Origin of the sequence: Stenotrophomonas sp. CFBP 13725 (assembly GCF_014841935.1) — a bacterium.
GTDB lineage: Bacteria > Pseudomonadota > Gammaproteobacteria > Xanthomonadales > Xanthomonadaceae > Stenotrophomonas.
On record NZ_JACYUV010000005.1, the window covers coordinates 1 to 16,536 of the forward strand.

The following is a 16,536-nucleotide window of genomic DNA, read 5'->3' on the forward strand; positions in this document are numbered from 1 at the left end:
ATCGATGCGATGGTGCTGGCCCAGATGGCACACCTGTTGAAGCACACTCGATATACACCAGCAGCGCCGTGGCAGCGCAAACTAGCTGAATTTTCACTGCGCCGGCGTCATCTAGTGCAGATGCGTAGCAGTGAAAAGCAGCGCATGCGTGCATTCAGCGAGCCAGTTCTCCAGGTGATGATGAACAGCCAACTGGAGTACTTGAACGAGCAGATCCGCGTGCTGAACAAGGCAATCGCCGAACAGCTCAGGAATCAGCCCAGTTGGAACAGCTTGGTGGAGATGAAAGGCGTGAGCACCGTTGTGATGACCACGCTTGCTTGTGAACTGCCAGAGCTGGGAAAGCTGAGTGGCAAGGCGATATCCGCCTTGGTCGGCGTAGCCCCCATGAACCGCGAGAGCGGCTCCTGGCAGGGGCATCGACGCATCACGGGCGGCCGCGCGGTCGTACGACAAGCGCTCTACATGGCCGCCTTGTCAGCCTGCCGGTATGAGCCGCAATTACGTCACTTCTTTAAATCCCTGAAAGCAAAAGGCAAGCCGGGGAAAGTTGCCCTGGTTGCCGTTATGCGCAAAATGCTGGTCATCCTGAATGCCCGCAAACGCGACGCGGAGGCCATGATGGCCTCCGCCTGACAACACAGTTGCTACCTGGATCGCGCCGCCCGGATCACCCCGCCTGGGTCGCGCCACCTGGATCGCGCCGCCCGGATCGCACCAACTGGCTCATGCCGCCGATGGCGGCGGTCGTTACGGCTTTGCCGGGGCCAGCAGCATCTCCAGTGCCTTGGCCACGGCAACGAAGGCGAAGGCGCCGGTGATGTGGGTGGCTGCACCCAGCCCGGCACCGCAATCGAGCTTCATCGCCGCATCGGCGCCCAGGTTCGGCCGGATCCCGCAGACACTGCCATCGGCCTGCGGGTAACGCACGTTCTCCAGCGAATACACCGCCGGGACGCCGAAGTAGCGCTTCGCGTTCTTCGGGAAATTGAACTCACTGCGCAGCTTCTTGCGGATCATCGCCAACATGGCATCGTGCTCGGTGCGCGACACATCACGCACGCGCACCAGGGTGGGGTCGGTGCGTCCACCGGCCGCGCCCACGGTCAGCAGCGGCAGCTTGCGCCGGCGGCACCAGGCGATGGTTTCCACCTTCACCCGGAAGCTGTCACAGGCATCGATCACCAGATCGAATCCGTGGTCCAGCAGGTCCGCCATGTTCGCAGGGGTCAAGAACGACTCGACCGCGGCCACGTCGATGGCAGGATTGATGGCGTGACACCGTTCCGCCATCGCGATCGCCTTGTTACGGCCGTAGTTGCCTTCCAGCGCGGGCAGTTGCCGGTTGGTGTTGGAGACACAGATGTCATCGGCGTCGATCAGCGTCAGGTGGCCCACGGCCGACCGCGCCAGTGCCTCCACCACCCACGAGCCCACCCCTCCCATGCCGACCACCGCGACCCGGCGTGCCTGCAGCGTCTCCAGTGCACCCCGCCCATACAGCCGTTCAACGCCGGCGAAGCGCTCTTTGATCGATTCATTCATCGGCATAGTGTAAAGCGGCTCGCGCGTTCCCTCGCATCCCGCTCATTCGAGGGGCCAAGCGGAAACGGTTCATCCGCCAGCCATCTAAACCTGGCGTGGTTGGCGCTCCGTTCACGTTCAAAGCAGGACGATCCCCCCACGCGCACCAGACGCTCCACCACCTCATTCTGGCCAGGAGAACCACCATGAAGATCCAGCTCATCGCCGCAAGTGCCATTGCCACGCTCGCCCTGGCCGGTTGTGCCACCTCCCCGGGTTACGGCGGCGGCGGTTACAACAACAACAACAGCTATGGCAACAGCGGCGGCAACTACAACACCAATCGCTGTGCGGACTGCGGCATCGTGACCCGCATCAACACCGTCGCCTCCGGCCGCGCGGCACCGACCGCCACCGGCGCCGTGCTGGGTGGCATCGTCGGCGCCGTTGCCGGCCATGAGATCTCCGACCACACCGGCGGCAGCCGCGGCAACAAGAACATCGCCGCTGCAGCAGGCGCGGTCGGTGGTGCACTGGCAGGCAACCAGATCCAGAAGAACGTCACCAGCGATACCTACGACATCTCGGTGCGCATGGACGACGGGCGCACCATCGTGGTCAACCAGCGTGACCTGGCCGGCATCCGCGAGAACACGTACGTTCGTGTCGTGAATGGCCGCGTGATCCTGCGCTGATCGACCGCCTGCTCTGCATTCCAAGCGGATGAAAACAAAGAAGGGCCCGCGCGAGCGGGCCCTTCTGGTGTCTCTCCCGCAGGATGTGCGGTGCGCGCTTAGAGCGGCTTCACCTTGTCCGCCTGCAGACCCTTCTGGCCGGTCACGACTTCGAACTCGACCTCTTGACCTTCCTTCAGGCTTTTGAAGCCCTGGGATTCGATCGCACGGAAGTGCACGAACACATCTTCGCCGCTCTCACGGCTGATGAAACCAAAGCCCTTGGCGTCGTTGAACCACTTGACGGTGCCCTTCTCACTCATCTTGCCTACTCCCTGACTGTCTTGTTGTTGGATACGCCCTGGCAGGCGGCTGACAGCAAGGGGGAAGCGAGGTGCAACGATGCAGCGGTTCGTGACGATCCACCAACACCAGGCCACGATCCACGGTGACCTTGCCAAGCTCAGCGAGGTCAACTTAACCCGAGCAAAACGAATTTGCAACGGGTAGATTTGCCGGGTGTCAAGACCATTTCGACCTCCCTACGGATAAGCATGGACCTTTCATTCATCTTGTACCTGCTAGCGGCACTCCTCGTTGTTGTCGGCATCGCGGGCATTGCCCTGCCCGCCCTACCGGGTATCCCGCTTGTCTTTCTCGGCCTGCTGCTTGCCGCATGGGCTGACGGATTCGTCCATGTCGGCTGGCCCACCCTGCTCGTGCTGGCCCTGCTGACCGTACTGTCCTTCGTGGTCGACATCCTGGCGACGGTCGTCGGTGCCAAGCGGGTGGGGGCCAGTCGCAAAGCGCTGTGGGGCACCTTCGTCGGCAGCATCGCGGGGTTGTTCTTCATGCCGATCGGCCTGTTCCTCGGCCCGTTGGTCGGTGCGCTGCTGGGGGAGTACTGGCATACCCGCGAACTCGGCCGCTCTACGCGCGTGGGGCTGTCCACCTGGCTGGGTATCCTGCTGGGCCTCGCGCTCAAGCTTGCGTTGGTGGTGGCGATGCTGGGCCTGTTCGCGTTTGCCTGGTTCCTCTGAACGCACCGCCTTCACGGTCACCTCACGATAGTGGCGGGCATATCGCCGCCGGTACTGGCCTGCATGCACCGCAGGCAGCACACTGTCGCCCATTCTCCTTACTTCGCCTCTTGTGCAAGGGCCCGCAGCAATGACCCTCACCTCTCCCTTTCCCCGCATCACCCCGCTGGTGCTCGCCATGGCCAGCGCGCCGTTGGCCGCGCAGGAGTTCACTTCCTCTGCAGCGACCACGCCCACCGGTTGCGCCGCCATCACCGTCGATGCCGCGCGCCTTGCGTGCTATGACCAGCTGTTCGGTCCGACCCAGGAAACCACCGCGCAGGCCGACGCGGCTGCCGAAGCGGCCAAGCAGGACCGTCGCGAAGAACGCCAGACCGTGCGGGTGAGCGAGGGCGAGGAAAAGATCCGCTCGCGCGTGGGCGATCTGTTTCGCCCCGCCCCGCACGATGAAGCGGTGGCCAATGCCGGTCGCGGCTCGCTGCTGGACAGCCGCTGGGAACTGGCGGAGGCTTCCAAGCTCGGCCCCTTCCAGCTGCGCGCCTACAAGCCGGTCTATCTGCTGCCCGCCTTCTGGACCAGCGACAAGAACCTGATGCCGCAGTCGCCGAACCCGGCCAACACGGTGACCACGCCGCAGCTGCTGGACAGCAACGAGCTGAAGTTCCAGCTCAGCTTCAAGACCAAGATCGTCGAGAACCTGTTCGGCGACAACGGGGATATCTGGGCCGGTTACACGCAGAGTTCGCGCTGGCAGGCCTACAACGCGGACAACTCGCGACCGTTCCGCGAAACGAACTATGAGCCGGAGGTCATGGCCGTGTTCCGCAACGGTTATTCCATCGGCGGCTGGCGTGGCCGGATGAGCACGATCGGCGTCAACCATCAGTCCAATGGACGCTCCGATCCGTTCTCGCGCAGCTGGAACCGGGTGATCGTCAGTGTCGGCCTGGACCGCGAGAACTGGGCCCTGACCCTGCGTCCGTGGTACCGCATTCCCGAGTCGCGCAGCGAAGACAACAATCCGGACATCGAAGATTACATGGGCCGTGGCGATGCCACCCTGGTCTGGAACCACAAGGGCCACGAGGTCGCGCTGCTGGCCCGCCACTCGCTGCGCGGCGGCGACCGCTCGCACGGCGCGCTGCAGCTGGATTATGGCTTCCCCATCAGCAACCTGCTGCGCGGCCATGTGCAGGTGTTCGACGGCTATGGCGAGAGCATGATCGACTACAACCACAAGGCCACCTACATCGGCGTGGGTGTGTCGCTGCTGGAATGGTTCTGATGGCGGTGACGATCTGGCACAACGCGGCGTGCGGCAACTCGCGCGGTGCGTTGAAGCTGATCCGCGATGCCGGCGTGGAGCCGGTCATCGTGGACTATGTGGCGACACCGCCCGATGCGGCGACGTTGCGCCGGGTGCTCGACGATGCCGGGCTGGGCGCGCTGGAACTGGTGCGCAGCAAGGAACCGCTGTTCACCGAGTTGGGGCTGTCCGGTGCGGACGAAGCTGCTCTGGTGGCGGCAATGGCCGCCCATCCGCGCCTGATCAACCGGCCCATCGTGATCACCGACAAGGGCACGCGCCTGTGTCGCCCGCCGGAACGGGTGCTGGACATCCTTTGAGTGCTGGCGGGTAGAGCCGCCCTGGTAGAGCCGACTTCAGTCGGCTGCCCTGGCTCTGCAAAAACCCCGCTGCGCTCGCCGAGCATGGCTCGGCGCTACCGTACGGATCCTTGCCGCGAGGCCGCTGCGCTCGCCGAGCGTGGCTCGGCGCTACCGTGGAATGCACGCGCATTGCGGGCGTGGTGGCTTACACCACCACGAGCGGGATCTTGCCGATGCGGGCCTGCCATTCGCGCGGGCCGGTGATGTGCACCGATTCGCCGGTGGAATCCACCGCCACGGTCACCGGCATGTCCTCCACCGTGAACTCGTAGATGGCTTCCATGCCCAGGTCGGCGAAACCCACCACCTTGGCAGCCTTGATCGCCTTGGACACCAGGTACGCCGATCCGCCCACGGCCATCAGATAGGCCGACTTGTTGTCACGGATCGCCTCGATCGCCGCCGGGCCGCGCTCGGCCTTGCCCACCATGCCCAGCAGGCCGGTCTGTTCCAGCACCTGACGGGTGAACTTGTCCATCCGCGTTGCGGTGGTCGGGCCGGCTGGGCCCACGACTTCGTCGCGCACCGGATCCACCGGGCCGACGTAGTAGATGAAGCGTCCCTTCAGGTCCACCGGCAGCGGCTCGCCCTTGTCCAGCATCTCCACGATGCGCTTGTGCGCTGCGTCGCGCCCGGTCAGCAGCTTGCCGTTGAGCAGCAGGGTCTGGCCCGGCTTCCAGCTGGCCACGTCGTCCGGGGTGATCGTATCCAGGTCAACGCGCGTGCCCTTGGATGCGTCATAGGTGATCTGCGGCCAGTCGGCCAACGACGGCGGGTCCAGCATCACCGGACCACTGCCATCCAGGGTGAAGTGCGCATGGCGGGTCGCCGCGCAATTCGGAATCATCGCCACCGGCAGGTTCGCCGCATGGGTCGGGAAGTCCTTGACCTTGATGTCCAGCACCGTGGTCAGGCCGCCCAGGCCCTGCGCGCCGATGCCCAGCGCATTGACCTTGTCGAACAGCTCAAGGCGCAGCTCTTCGGCGCGGTTTGACGCTCCGCGTGCCTTCAGCTCGTTGATGTCGATCGGCTCCATCAGCGACTCCTTCGCCAACAGCATCGCCTTTTCGGCCGTGCCGCCGATGCCGATGCCGAGCATGCCCGGTGGGCACCAGCCAGCGCCCATGGTCGGCACCGTCTTCAACACCCAGTCGACGATCGAGTCGGAGGGATTGAGCATCGCGAACTTGCTCTTCGCTTCCGAGCCACCGCCCTTGGCCGCGACGATGACGTCCACCGTATTGCCCGGCACCACCTTGACGTTCACCACGCCCGGAGTGTTGTCCTTGGTGTTGGTGCGCTTGCCAGCGGGATCAGCCAATACCGAAGCGCGCAGCTTGTTGTCTGGATGGTTGTAGGCACGGCGCACGCCTTCGTTGGCCATGTCTTCCACGCCCATCGTGGCGTCGTCCCAGCGCACGTTCATGCCGATTTCCAGGAATACGGTGACGATGCCGGTGTCCTGGCAGATCGGCCGGTGGCCCTCGGCGCACATCCGCGAATTGATCAGGATCTGCGCCATCGCTTCCTTGGCCGCCGGCGATTCCTCGCGCTCGTAGGCAGCGGACAGGCTCTTGATGTAGTCGACCGGGTGGTAGTACGAAATGTACTGCAACGCGTCGGCGATGGACTGGATGAGGTCTTCCTGCTTGATCGATGTCACGGGCTGCTCGCTTGCTGGGGGCTGGCGGGGTAATCCGCCCATTTTACCCCCGCGCGCCCGCGCATGTGGCTTCAACCGTTCGCGCCGATGGTAGAGCCGACCGGATGGCTGTGGGCAAGGCAGCCGACTGAAGTCGGCTCTACCAGTCGGTTGCTCTACGTTCAACCGCGACGGCCGACTCCCGCCATCCTGCAAACGCGAACCGTGCTTCACTTGCCGCCATGGCTGTCACACCGCATGCCGCCGCCGCGTCCTGGGTCCATGAGCACCGAATCCGCTTTCCATGAGCACCGCCCCCGCCTGCTGGCGCTGGCCTATCGCCTGCTGGGCAGCCGTGCCGATGCCGAGGACGTGGTGCAGGATGCGTGGCTGCGCTGGGCCGGCGCCGATCATGCCCACATCGTCGATCCGCTCGCATGGCTGGTGACCGCAACCACCCGGCTCGGGCTGGACCGCCTGCGCGCCGTCAAGCGGCAACGCACGGACTATGTGGGCCCTTGGCTGCCCGAACCCCTGCATGTCGCCCTCGACCTGCCACCTGAGCCCGATCCGGCGCAGGTGCATGCCGTGGCCGAAGACGTATCACTGGCCTTCCTCGCGTTGCTGGAGCAACTGGCCCCGGAAGAGCGCGCGGCCTTTCTGCTGAAGGAGGTCTTCGACCAGGACTACCCGCAGGTGGCCGCCCTGCTGGGGCACAGCCAGGCCAACTGCCGGCAGATGGTGCATCGGGCGCGCAGGCGCCTGCAGGAAGGCCGGCCCCGCTTCAGCGCCGATGCCGGACAGCATCGCCGCCTGCTCGCGCGCTTCCTGGACGCGTCCCAGCGCGGCGACAGCGAAGCGATCCAGGCTTTGCTGCATGCCAACGCCCGGCATGTCTCCGATGGCGGCGGCGTGGTCACCGCCGCACTCCGCCCCCTGCTGGGCGCCGAACGCATCGGTCGCTTGTACTGGGCGATCGCGCGTCGCGGTGGTGCGTTGCCGGCGCAGTTGGGGACAGTGAACGGCGAGCCGGCCATCCTGCGTTTCGACGGTACGCGGCTGCAGTCGGTCACCACCATCGTGGTGGAAGACGATCGCATCAGTGCGGTGTACAGCGTGCTGAATCCAAATAAATTGCGCGGGGCTGTCACAGCGCGCGATGGCGACGCGTCTTTGGCATGAGAGGCGGCCATTCCGGCGCGCCCTTGGAGCCTTGGCATGAGTAACACCACCCCGCGCGTTCCCTACACCCGCCTGTCGGCCGACGCCTATAACGGCCTGCTGGCGGTCAGCCGTACGGTCCATGGCAGCACCTTGGACAGTGAGCTGCAGCAGCTGGTGTTCCTGCGCGTTTCGCAGATCAACGGCTGCGCTTACTGCCTGGACATGCACGCGACAGCGCTGCGGAAAGCTGGCGTCGAACTGCGCAAGCTGGATACCGTTGCGGCGTGGCGCGAGAGCCGCTTCTTCGATGCACGCGAGCGCGCAGCCCTGGGCTGGGCCGAGGCCCTCACCCGGCTGCCCGACGGTGCCCCGTCCGATGCCGCGTTCAATGCGCTGGCACCGCATTTCGATGAGCAGGCGATCAGCGACCTGAGCATGGCGGTGGCCGTGATCAACGCATGGAACCGGCTGGGCGCCGGGCTGCTGCCGCCGCTGGCTTAAGCCCGCTGCGATGCCGGCCAGCTGCGCCGACGGGTTGCGCTGACGGGTAGAGGCGACCCGTAGAGCCCACGGGTAGAGCCGACTTCAGTCGGCTGTGGGCAACGCAGCCGACTGAAGTCGGGTCTACCGGTCGGCTCTACCGGTCGGCTCTACCCGGCGGCTCTACCGGTCGGCTATACCCTCGTCACGCCATGACGGCGCACACTACCGGCATGCCCGATATCCCCGCGTCCGCCCGCCCCAGCCTGCGCCAGCGCTTCTCCGCCATGCGCAACCTGCCACCGTTCCTGCGCCAGGTGTGGCAGACCAGTCCGGGCCTGGCCAGTGCCAGCCTTGGCCTGCGCATCATCCGCGCGCTGCTGCCGGTGGCGATGCTGTACGTCGGCAAGCTCATCATCGACTCGGCGGTTCAGCTCAGCCAGCACGATGCCGGCTTCCCGCCTTTCGGCGATGCCCTCGCCAGCGGCCTGCTCAATCCGCTGTTGTATCTGCTGGCGCTCGAGTTCGGCCTGGCGATCGCGTCGGACCTGTTGGGGCGCATCGTCAGCTACGCCGATGCCCTGCTGTCGGAGCTGTTCACCAATGTCACCAGCGTGCGTCTGATGGAGCACGCCGCATCGCTGGACCTGGAAGACTTCGAAGACCCGGAACTGCAGGACAAGCTGGACCGTGCGCGGCGCCAGACCATGGGCCGGATGAACCTGATGAGCCAGCTGTTCGGCCAGGTACAGGATGCGATCACCGTGGCCAGCCTTGCCGTGGGCCTACTGGTGTATGCGCCTTGGCTGATCGTGCTGCTCGCCCTCGCCCTGGTGCCGGCGTTCATCGGCGAGTCGCACTTCAACGCCGCCGGCTACAGCCTCAATTTCCAGTGGACGCCCGAGCGCCGTCAGTTGGATTACCTGCGTCAGGTGGGCGCCAGCGTCGAGACCGCGAAAGAGGTGAAGATCTTCAACCTCCACCGCTTCCTGATCAACCGCTACAAGCTGCTCGCCGACCGCTTCTTCCTGGCCAACCGGACGCTGGCACGGCGCCGTGCGATATGGGGCACGCTGCTGGCCGCGCTGGGTACGCTGGGCTACTACACCGCCTATGCGTACATCGCATGGCGCACGGTGCGCGGCGATTTCAGCATCGGCGACCTCACCTTCCTCGCCGGCAGCTTCCTGCGCCTGCGGCAACTGCTGGAAGGGTTGCTGATCGGATTCTCGCAGGTCGCCAGCCAGGCGCTGTACCTGGATGACCTGTTCACGTTCTTCCAGATCCAACCGGAGATCCACAGCCGCGCCGATGCCGTGCCGATACCGCGCCCGATCCGCCAGGGCTTCGTCTTCGAAGACGTGGGGTTCCGCTACCCGGATGCAGAGACCTGGGCGGTGCGCCATCTGGATTTCCAGCTGCACGCTGGCGAAGTGTTGGCGCTGGTGGGTGAGAACGGGGCAGGCAAAACCACACTGGTGAAACTGCTGGCCCGTCTGTACGACCCCGATGAAGGGCGCATCCTGCTGGACGGACGTGACCTGCGCGACTACGACCTGGACGATCTGCGGGCGAACATGGGGGTGATCTTCCAGGACTTCGTGCGCTACAACCTGACCGCCGGCGAGAACATCGGCGTGGGCCAGGTCGACGCGCTGGATGACGAACAACGCATCCGCGAGGCCGCCCGCCGTGGCATGGCCGCCGATGTCATCGAGGCACTGCCGGGCGGCTACCAACAGGTCATCGGCCGGCGCTTCAAACAGGGTGTGGACCTGTCGGGCGGCCAGTGGCAGAAAATCGCCATTGCCCGTGCCTACATGCGCCAAGCGCAGGTGATGATCCTCGACGAGCCTACCGCGGCGCTGGATGCGCGGGCCGAGTACGAGGTGTTCCAGCGCTTCCGCGAACTGTCCGAACAGCGTACGGCAGTGCTGATCTCGCATCGTTTCTCGTCGGTACGCATGGCCGACCGCATCCTGGTGCTGGCCGATGGTCGGATCGAGGCCAGTGGCAGCCATGCGCAGCTGATGGCCGAGGGTGGCCGCTATGCCGAACTGTTCGAACTGCAGGCCGCTGGCTACCGCTGAGCGACCATCACGAACGACTCTCATTTCCCTCAATGAGAACCTGTCTCATTTGAGGTAGAATGGCGCGGACGATTTCCTGGATACGCTACCCCCATGTCTGCTGCTTTCGGCGCCGAGACGGTGCTTGAGGTCCGCCACTGGACCGATGCCTACTTCAGTTTCACCCTCACCCGTGACAGCGGGTTCCGCTTCGAGAACGGCCAGTTCGTGATGATCGGCCTTGAAACTGAAGCGCGCCCGCTGCTGCGTGCGTACTCGATCGCCAGCGCGAACTGGGAAGAGAACCTGGAGTTCTTCAGCATCAAGGTGCAGGACGGCCCCCTGACCTCGCGCCTGCAGCACATCAAACCGGGTGACAAGGTGCTGGTGGGCAAGAAGCCGACCGGCACGCTGCTGATCAGCGACCTGCACCCGGGCAAGAACCTGTACCTGCTGGGCACCGGCACCGGCATGGCACCGTGGCTGTCGATCATCAAGGACCCGGAAACCTACGAGCGTTTCGACAAGGTGATCCTGACCCACGGCGTGCGTTACGAAAAGGACCTCGCTTACCGCGATTACTTCGAGAAGGAGCTGCGCGAGCATGAGTTCCTGGGCGAGATGATCGGCGACAAGCTGCTGTATTACCCGGCGGTCACGCGCGAACCGTTCGCCAACCAGGGCCGCCTGACCTCGCTCATGGAGAGCGGCGAAATGCAGCGCACGCTGGGCCTTGCGGAACTTGATCCGGCCAACGACCGCGCCATGATCTGTGGTAGCCCGCAGATGCTGGCTGACCTGCGTACGGTGCTGGATGCCAAGGGCTTCCAGGTCTCCCCACGCATCGGCAGCCCCGGCCACTACGTCTTCGAACGCGCCTTCGTCGAAAAATAAGCAGAAGCCGGCGGAAGCGGCCGGCCAACTCTGAAAAAGGGGACGGAGGGGATTAAGTCGCATCTGGCCCATGGGCCAGATGCGACTTAATCCCCTCCGTCCCCTTTTTCACGTTTCAGAAGATCTGCTCCGGCTTCGTGGTCGGGGCAAAGCGTGCCTCGACCTGGCCCTCGCGGTCGATGAGGAACTTGGTGAAGTTCCACTTGATACGCGCGGTGCCCAGCACGCCACGCTTCTGCGTGGACAGCCATTGCCAGAGCGGGTCGGCGTGCGGACCGTTGACGTCGATCTTGGCCGACAGCGGGAAGGTCACCGGATACTCCAGCGAGCAGAAGGCACGGATCTGCGCGGCGTCGCCCGGTTCCTGCGCGCCGAACTGGTTGCACGGAAAGCCGATGACCACCAGCCCCTGTCCACGCCGCTCCTGCCATAGCTGTTCCAACCCCGCGTATTGCGGGGTGAAGCCGCAGCGGCTGGCCACGTTGACCAGCAGCAAGGGCTGACCGCGATACCGGGACAACGCGTACGTTTCCCCCTCCAGGGTCGTGATGTCGAAGTCGTAGGCACTGCCCATGGCGGTCCGGTCCGGAAAGGAGACAGCCCAGCCTGAACGTCCATGCCTTTCGACACAAGCCGCCCCGTTCAACGCCGGGTTACCCTCGGGGACTTGTTTTCGTGGAGTACTGACCTTGACCACCCGCCTTGCCCTTGCCGTGGCCATGACCCTCGGCCTTGCCCTGCCCGCCTATTCGGCCGGCGCCGCCACCCCGGCAGCCAGCCCTGCCGCACAGCAGGCCAACCCGTTCTTCGCTGACAGCCCCCTTGCGCTGCACTACCCGCAGTTCGACAAGATCACCGATAGCGACTTCGCCCCGGCCTTCGACGCCGGCATGGCGCAGCAGCTGAAGGAAGTGGAGGCGATCGCCAACAACAAGGCCAAGCCGACCTTTGAAAACACGCTGATCGCGCTGGAAAAGAGCGGTGAGACGCTGGATCGTGCCACCACCGTGTTCTTCTCGCTGGTCGGTGCCGATACCAACGATGCGCGCAAGAAGCTGCAGGCTGACTACTCGGCCCGCTTCGCCGCGCACAGCGATACCATCGCACTGAACGGCAAGCTGTTCGCCCGCATCCAGGCGCTGTACGACGGCCGCCAGAAGCTGGGCCTGGACGCCGAGGGCGTGCGCCTGGTCGAGAAGTACTACGAGAACTACGTCCGCGCCGGTGCCAAGCTGTCCGAGGCGGACAAGACCAAGCTCAAGGAAATGAATGCCGAGCTGGCCAACCTGGGCACGAAGTTCAGCCAGAACGTGCAGTCCGAAGTGAATGCCTCAGCGCTCACCGTGGATGACGTCAAGGAACTCGACGGCCTGTCGCAGGAGCAGATCAGCGCCGCTGCCGAAGCCGCCAAGGCACGCGGCCTGGACGGCAAGTACGTGATTACCCTGCTCAACACCACCGGCCAGCCGCCGCTGACCAACCTGGCCAACCGTGCGCTGCGCCAGAAGATCTTCGAGGCATCGACGACCCGCGGCAGCCGCGGCGGTGAGTTCGACAACACCGCCCTGGTATCGCGGATCATGCAGCTGCGCGCCGACAAGGCCAAGCTGATGGGCTTCCCGAATTTCGCCGCCTACAACCTGACCAACCAGACCGCGAAGACGCCGGAAGCGGTCAATGCGATGCTGGGCCAGTTGGCACCGGCCGCCGTGGCCAATGCCAAGCGCGAAGCCGCCGACCTGCAGGCGATGATCGACCAGGAGCAGAAGGCCGCCGGCAAGCCGACCTTCAAGCTGGAAGCCTGGGACTGGGCGTTCTACAGCGAGAAGGTGCGCCAGGCGAAGTACAACTTCGACGAATCGCAGCTGAAGCCGTACTTCGAGATGAAGAACGTGCTGGAAAACGGCGTGTTCCATGCCGCGCAGTTGGAGTTCGGCCTGACCTTCAAGCAGCGCACCGACCTGCCGGTGTACCACGACGATGTCACCGTGTATGACGTGTTCGATGCCGATGGCAGCCAGCTGGCGATCTTCATCTTCGACCCGTATGCGCGCGCGTCCAAGCGCGGTGGCGCGTGGATGAACTCGTATGTGTCCCAGTCCGAACTGACCGGCTTCAAGCCGGTGGTGGCCAACCACCTCAACATCCCCAAGCCGCCGGCCGGCAAGCCGACGCTGCTGACCTGGGACGAAGTGACCACCACCTTCCATGAGTTCGGCCACGCCCTGCATGGCATGTTCTCCGATGTGAAGTACCCGTACTTCTCCGGCACCGCCGTGCCGCGCGACTTCGTGGAGTTCCCCTCGCAGGTCAATGAAATGTGGGCCGACAATCCGGTCATCCTGAAGAACTACGCCAAGCACTACCAGAATGGTTCGGCGATGCCGCAGGCGCTGCTGGACAAGGTCGTGGCGGCTGCCAAGTTCAACCAGGGCTTCGCCACCACCGAGTATCTGGGTGCAGCCATGCTCGACCAGCGTTGGCACCAGATCAGTGCCGACCAGGTGCCGGCGCCAGCGGATGTGATGAAGTTCGAAGCCGATGCGCTGGTCAAGGACGGCATCTTCTACGCGCCGGTTCCGCCGCGCTACAAGACCCCGTACTTCAGCCACATCATGGGCGGCTACTCGGCCGGCTATTACGCCTACATCTGGTCGGAAGTGCTGGATGCCAACACCCAGAAGTGGTTCAACGAGAACGGCGGCCTCAGCCGCAAGAACGGTGACCATTTCCGCAAGACCCTGCTGTCGCGCGGCGGTAGTGTCGATGCCATGCAGCTGTTCCGCGATTTTGCTGGCCACGAGCCGCAGATCGAGCCGCTGCTGGAGAAGCGTGGCCTGACCGGCGCTGGCAACTGAGCGACTCAGCGTGAAACGTAACGTGTGACCAGAATCGCCCGGGAAACCGGGCGATTTTTTTTCAACGTGCCGCGGTGTAACCACCCGGCACGCCATCAGGCGACAGGACCAGCTGCCACAACTGGGCGTGGCGACAGCGGAAGCTGGCCATCGACGCAGCAAGATAGAACCGCCACATCCGCTTGAACCGCTCGTCGTAACGCCGGGGATCCAGCGACGCCCACGCGCTTTCAATGTTGCTTCGCCACGCCTGCAGGGTGAGGTCGTAGTCCGTGCCGAAACCGTGCCAGTCCTCCAACACGAAGCGTCCTTCGAATGCGCGGGTGATCTGCGCGGCGGATGGCAGCATCGAGTTGGGGAAGATGTAGCGGGCGATCCAGGGATCGGTGCGATAGCGGCTGACATTACCGCCGATGGTGTGCAGCAACAGCAATCCGTCCGGTGCCAGGCAGCGCCGTGCCACGTCGAAGAAATGCCGGTAGTTGCGCACGCCGACATGCTCGAACATGCCGATCGAAAACACCGCGTCGAAGCGTTCGTCCAGTTGGCGATAGTCCTGCAGGCGGATCTCCACCGGCAGCCCCGCACACAGCTCGCGTGCGTGCGTCGCCTGCTCCTCGGAGATGGTCACCCCGACGCCGCTCACGCCATACCGTTCACTGGCGAACTTCAGTGCCTCGCCCCAGCCACAGCCGATGTCCAGCACACGCTGCCCTGGGCGCAGGCCAAGCTTGCGGCACACCAGGTCCAGCTTGGCCTCCTGAGCGGCATCCAGGTCGCGCGCCTTGGGCCAGTAGCCACAGCTGTAAACCAAGCGTCGGCCCAGCATCGCCTGGTAGAGATCATTGCCCAGATCATAATGTCGCCGACCGACCTCGTAGCTGCCCTGCCCCGCCTGCGCATTGAGCACCCGTGCACGCACTGCATCGGCCAGGTCGCGCCATCCCTGCACGCGCTGGTCCAGATGCGCCTGCATCAAACGCAGCAGCAGACCGTCAAGCTGGCGCGCGTCCCACCAGCCGTCCATGTAGCTTTCGCCCAGCGCCAGCGAACCACCGGCGATGACCCGCGCGAAGAAGCGCCGGTCATGCACCTGGATATCGTGTCCACATGGCCCGCCGACCTCGATGCCGGCGTCATGCAGGAGGGTGGTGACACGTGCCTGCAGCGCCGCGTCCACCCTGTCCCCCGGTCAGCCGTGCGCGAACAAGGGGGCGTACTCCGGCGCGACCAGCGGCGCGAGTACGGCCGCCGGCACGTCGGCGGTCTGCGTGCCTTCGGAATACGGTCCCACCTGATAGGGCGGGAACACGAACCGCAGCGCGGTGACCTTGCCGCTGGCGTCGGTCAGCGGTTCGAACTGACGGAAATTGTCCGCCTTCGCGCCGGTGCCATCGGCGATCATCCGCGATGCGCTGCGCAACGACTCCTGCAGTTCGCCCGGCTCCATGTCCTCGCTGCTCAGGCGGGTTGCCACGCGCTCGCGCAGCTGGTCGGCCACGTGATCGCTGATCGCTTTCCATCCCTTCGCATCGGCCACCAGCTCATCGGCGGTCAGCATCCGGCCCTGCTGCGGCAGCCAGACGAAGCGTGCCACCAAGGGTTCGCCGTGCGCCCCGCCGGTGTACCGGCTTCCCTCCGCTTTGACCACGACCAGGTCAGCGGTCTCCAACTGCTTCTCGAAGGCCAGTGACAGCTCGTACGGCATGCTCGGTTTGTCGTTACCCAACCCGTCCACCGCCTGCTGCAGCTCGCCACGCGCGGCGGCGGCGTAATCCTGCAACGCCTTGGCCAGACCGGGGTAACGATCCAGCCCGGCGGCATAACTGATGCCTACCACCGCTTGTCCGCTGGTCTCGATGACATCGGTCAACGCAACCGGAGCGTCGGCCGGGGCCTCGGCCACCGGCGCAGGCAGGGCACTCTCCGCCGACGACGCCGGTGCCTGCGCGGTGCCGTCTGCATCGCCCTGGCGACCGCAGCCGGCCAGCAGCACGACGGTGACCGCCAGGCTCAGCAGCGAGGCGGTGAGAATTCGGCGCGGTGCCGGCTCCATGCATTTCCCCTGATTTTCAGACAACATCACTGTGGTTCCCTTGCTAGAACGGACCTTGCCGGGTCATCCGGCCAACAGGTCATGAAACTCCTCGTGGCGGTCAAAGAACGCCTCTGCGTATGCGCAGGCGGGGACCACCTTGTATTTGTTCTCGCGCGCCCAGCGCAGCGCCACCCTGGTCAGCTCGCCGGCAACACCGCGGCCCCCGATCGCCTCGGGCACTTCCGTATGGGTGATCACCATGCGGCGGCGCTTCAGCTGGTACTCCAGCAACGCCAGATGCCCGCGGACACGGGCGGTGAAGCGGTGGCCGGCCAGATCATGGTCGACCTCATAGGCCAATCCGGGGGGCGTGACCGAAGCCATGGACCTTACTCCTTGGGCGGCACTGCCGATGGTGCGCAGCCAGCCGCCATGATCGTGTGAAGCCTGAACAGGGGCAAGGGGTTTGGTGGGGTCGCAGGCGG

17 protein-coding genes are annotated in these 16,536 nt (G+C 64.9%); 10 read left to right on the forward strand and 7 right to left on the reverse strand.

Translation table 11 applies throughout. The annotated features are described in order from the left end of the window. The coding region (locus IFT65_RS10210) for a transposase (protein WP_192081363.1) at positions 1-636 on the forward strand (636 nt) is incomplete at its 5' end. A gap of 114 nt (positions 637-750) precedes the next feature. Here IFT65_RS10210 and IFT65_RS10215 read toward each other — a convergent pair. Then, complete coding sequence (locus IFT65_RS10215) at positions 751-1,545, reverse strand: tRNA threonylcarbamoyladenosine dehydratase (RefSeq protein WP_192081364.1); 795 nt, start codon at positions 1,543-1,545, stop codon at positions 751-753. Positions 1,546-1,730: 185 nt separating this feature from the next. On the opposite strand from IFT65_RS10215, the gene IFT65_RS10220 reads away from it, so the two are divergent. Next, complete coding sequence (locus tag IFT65_RS10220; protein ID WP_192081365.1) at positions 1,731-2,219, forward strand: glycine zipper 2TM domain-containing protein; 489 nt, start codon at positions 1,731-1,733, stop codon at positions 2,217-2,219. A 98-nt stretch (positions 2,220-2,317) separates the two neighbouring features. On the opposite strand, the gene IFT65_RS10225 is transcribed toward IFT65_RS10220, so the two are convergent. Further along, on the reverse strand, positions 2,318-2,521 hold the full coding sequence (locus IFT65_RS10225; protein ID WP_188326869.1) for a cold-shock protein: 204 nt from the start codon (positions 2,519-2,521) through the stop codon (positions 2,318-2,320). A 231-nt stretch (positions 2,522-2,752) separates the two neighbouring features. Here IFT65_RS10225 and IFT65_RS10230 point away from each other — a divergent pair, with 231 nt between their 5' ends. The 3 genes from IFT65_RS10230 to arsC all read left to right on the forward strand — a co-directional run bounded on the left by IFT65_RS10230 (position 2,753) and on the right by arsC (position 4,864). Then, positions 2,753-3,238, forward strand: coding sequence for a DUF456 domain-containing protein (locus tag IFT65_RS10230; protein WP_192081366.1), 486 nt, complete (start codon positions 2,753-2,755; stop codon positions 3,236-3,238). Between the two features lie 130 nt (positions 3,239-3,368). Continuing rightward, a complete protein-coding gene (locus IFT65_RS10235; protein WP_192081367.1) occupies positions 3,369-4,523 on the forward strand; it encodes a phospholipase A in 1,155 nt (384 codons plus the stop codon). Further along, the gene (gene arsC, locus IFT65_RS10240) at positions 4,523-4,864 is read left to right on the forward strand and encodes an arsenate reductase (glutaredoxin) (RefSeq protein ID WP_192081368.1); all 342 of its coding nucleotides are present in this window, start codon (positions 4,523-4,525) and stop codon (positions 4,862-4,864) included. The genes IFT65_RS10235 and arsC overlap by 1 nt, the downstream gene beginning before the upstream one ends. 187 nt (positions 4,865-5,051) lie before the next feature. On the opposite strand, the gene IFT65_RS10245 is transcribed toward arsC, so the two are convergent. Then, positions 5,052-6,569, reverse strand: coding sequence for a FumA C-terminus/TtdB family hydratase beta subunit (locus IFT65_RS10245; protein ID WP_192081369.1), 1,518 nt, complete (start codon positions 6,567-6,569; stop codon positions 5,052-5,054). A 261-nt stretch (positions 6,570-6,830) separates the two neighbouring features. Here IFT65_RS10245 and sigJ point away from each other — a divergent pair, with 261 nt between their 5' ends. The 4 genes from sigJ (at position 6,831) to IFT65_RS10265 (ending at position 11,155) form a co-directional block, all read left to right on the forward strand. Further along, positions 6,831-7,730, forward strand: a complete 900-nt coding sequence (gene sigJ / locus IFT65_RS10250; RefSeq protein ID WP_192081370.1) for an RNA polymerase sigma factor SigJ — start codon at positions 6,831-6,833, stop codon at positions 7,728-7,730. Positions 7,731-7,766: 36 nt separating this feature from the next. After that, the gene (locus IFT65_RS10255) at positions 7,767-8,213 is read left to right on the forward strand and encodes a carboxymuconolactone decarboxylase family protein (protein ID WP_192081371.1); all 447 of its coding nucleotides are present in this window, start codon (positions 7,767-7,769) and stop codon (positions 8,211-8,213) included. 212 nt (positions 8,214-8,425) lie between these two features. Continuing rightward, positions 8,426-10,282, forward strand: a complete 1,857-nt coding sequence (locus IFT65_RS10260; RefSeq protein ID WP_249405137.1) for an ABC transporter ATP-binding protein — start codon at positions 8,426-8,428, stop codon at positions 10,280-10,282. Between the two features lie 93 nt (positions 10,283-10,375). Continuing rightward, complete coding sequence (locus IFT65_RS10265) at positions 10,376-11,155, forward strand: ferredoxin--NADP reductase (RefSeq protein WP_192081373.1); 780 nt, start codon at positions 10,376-10,378, stop codon at positions 11,153-11,155. Positions 11,156-11,270: 115 nt separating this feature from the next. On the opposite strand, the gene IFT65_RS10270 is transcribed toward IFT65_RS10265, so the two are convergent. Further along, positions 11,271-11,729, reverse strand: coding sequence for a glutathione peroxidase (locus tag IFT65_RS10270; protein ID WP_192081374.1), 459 nt, complete (start codon positions 11,727-11,729; stop codon positions 11,271-11,273). Positions 11,730-11,844: 115 nt separating this feature from the next. On the opposite strand from IFT65_RS10270, the gene IFT65_RS10275 reads away from it, so the two are divergent. Beyond that, positions 11,845-14,013 carry a M3 family metallopeptidase gene (locus IFT65_RS10275; protein ID WP_192081375.1) on the forward strand — a complete coding sequence of 723 codons (2,169 nt, stop codon included), beginning with the start codon at positions 11,845-11,847 and terminating at the stop codon, positions 14,011-14,013. Positions 14,014-14,074: 61 nt separating this feature from the next. Here the strand turns inward: IFT65_RS10275 and cfa are convergent, their stop codons facing one another. From cfa to IFT65_RS10290, 3 genes are read right to left on the reverse strand one after another with little or no spacing between them, the layout of a single operon-like run. Then, the gene (cfa, locus tag IFT65_RS10280) at positions 14,075-15,193 is read right to left on the reverse strand and encodes a cyclopropane fatty acyl phospholipid synthase (protein ID WP_192081376.1); all 1,119 of its coding nucleotides are present in this window, start codon (positions 15,191-15,193) and stop codon (positions 14,075-14,077) included. Between the two features lie 12 nt (positions 15,194-15,205). Further along, a complete protein-coding gene (locus IFT65_RS10285; RefSeq protein WP_249405131.1) occupies positions 15,206-16,096 on the reverse strand; it encodes a DUF3298 and DUF4163 domain-containing protein in 891 nt (296 codons plus the stop codon). Positions 16,097-16,132: 36 nt separating this feature from the next. Continuing rightward, complete coding sequence (locus IFT65_RS10290) at positions 16,133-16,435, reverse strand: GNAT family N-acetyltransferase (protein WP_192081377.1); 303 nt, start codon at positions 16,433-16,435, stop codon at positions 16,133-16,135. Positions 16,436-16,536 lie beyond the last annotated feature (101 nt).

Coding starts and splice junctions, on each gene's coding strand:
- IFT65_RS10215 (WP_192081364.1), bottom strand. CDS start 1,545: ATGAATGAATCGATCAAAGAGCGCTTCGCCGGCGTTGAACGGCTGTAT.
- IFT65_RS10220 (WP_192081365.1), top strand. CDS start 1,731: ATGAAGATCCAGCTCATCGCCGCAAGTGCCATTGCCACGCTCGCCCTG.
- IFT65_RS10225 (WP_188326869.1), bottom strand. CDS start 2,521: ATGAGTGAGAAGGGCACCGTCAAGTGGTTCAACGACGCCAAGGGCTTT.
- IFT65_RS10230 (WP_192081366.1), top strand. CDS start 2,753: ATGGACCTTTCATTCATCTTGTACCTGCTAGCGGCACTCCTCGTTGTT.
- IFT65_RS10235 (WP_192081367.1), top strand. CDS start 3,369: ATGACCCTCACCTCTCCCTTTCCCCGCATCACCCCGCTGGTGCTCGCC.
- arsC (WP_192081368.1), top strand. CDS start 4,523: ATGGCGGTGACGATCTGGCACAACGCGGCGTGCGGCAACTCGCGCGGT.
- sigJ (WP_192081370.1), top strand. CDS start 6,831: ATGAGCACCGAATCCGCTTTCCATGAGCACCGCCCCCGCCTGCTGGCG.
- IFT65_RS10255 (WP_192081371.1), top strand. CDS start 7,767: ATGAGTAACACCACCCCGCGCGTTCCCTACACCCGCCTGTCGGCCGAC.
- IFT65_RS10260 (WP_249405137.1), top strand. CDS start 8,426: ATGCCCGATATCCCCGCGTCCGCCCGCCCCAGCCTGCGCCAGCGCTTC.
- IFT65_RS10265 (WP_192081373.1), top strand. CDS start 10,376: ATGTCTGCTGCTTTCGGCGCCGAGACGGTGCTTGAGGTCCGCCACTGG.
- IFT65_RS10270 (WP_192081374.1), bottom strand. CDS start 11,729: ATGGGCAGTGCCTACGACTTCGACATCACGACCCTGGAGGGGGAAACG.
- IFT65_RS10285 (WP_249405131.1), bottom strand. CDS start 16,096: ATGTTGTCTGAAAATCAGGGGAAATGCATGGAGCCGGCACCGCGCCGA.
- IFT65_RS10290 (WP_192081377.1), bottom strand. CDS start 16,435: ATGGCTTCGGTCACGCCCCCCGGATTGGCCTATGAGGTCGACCATGAT.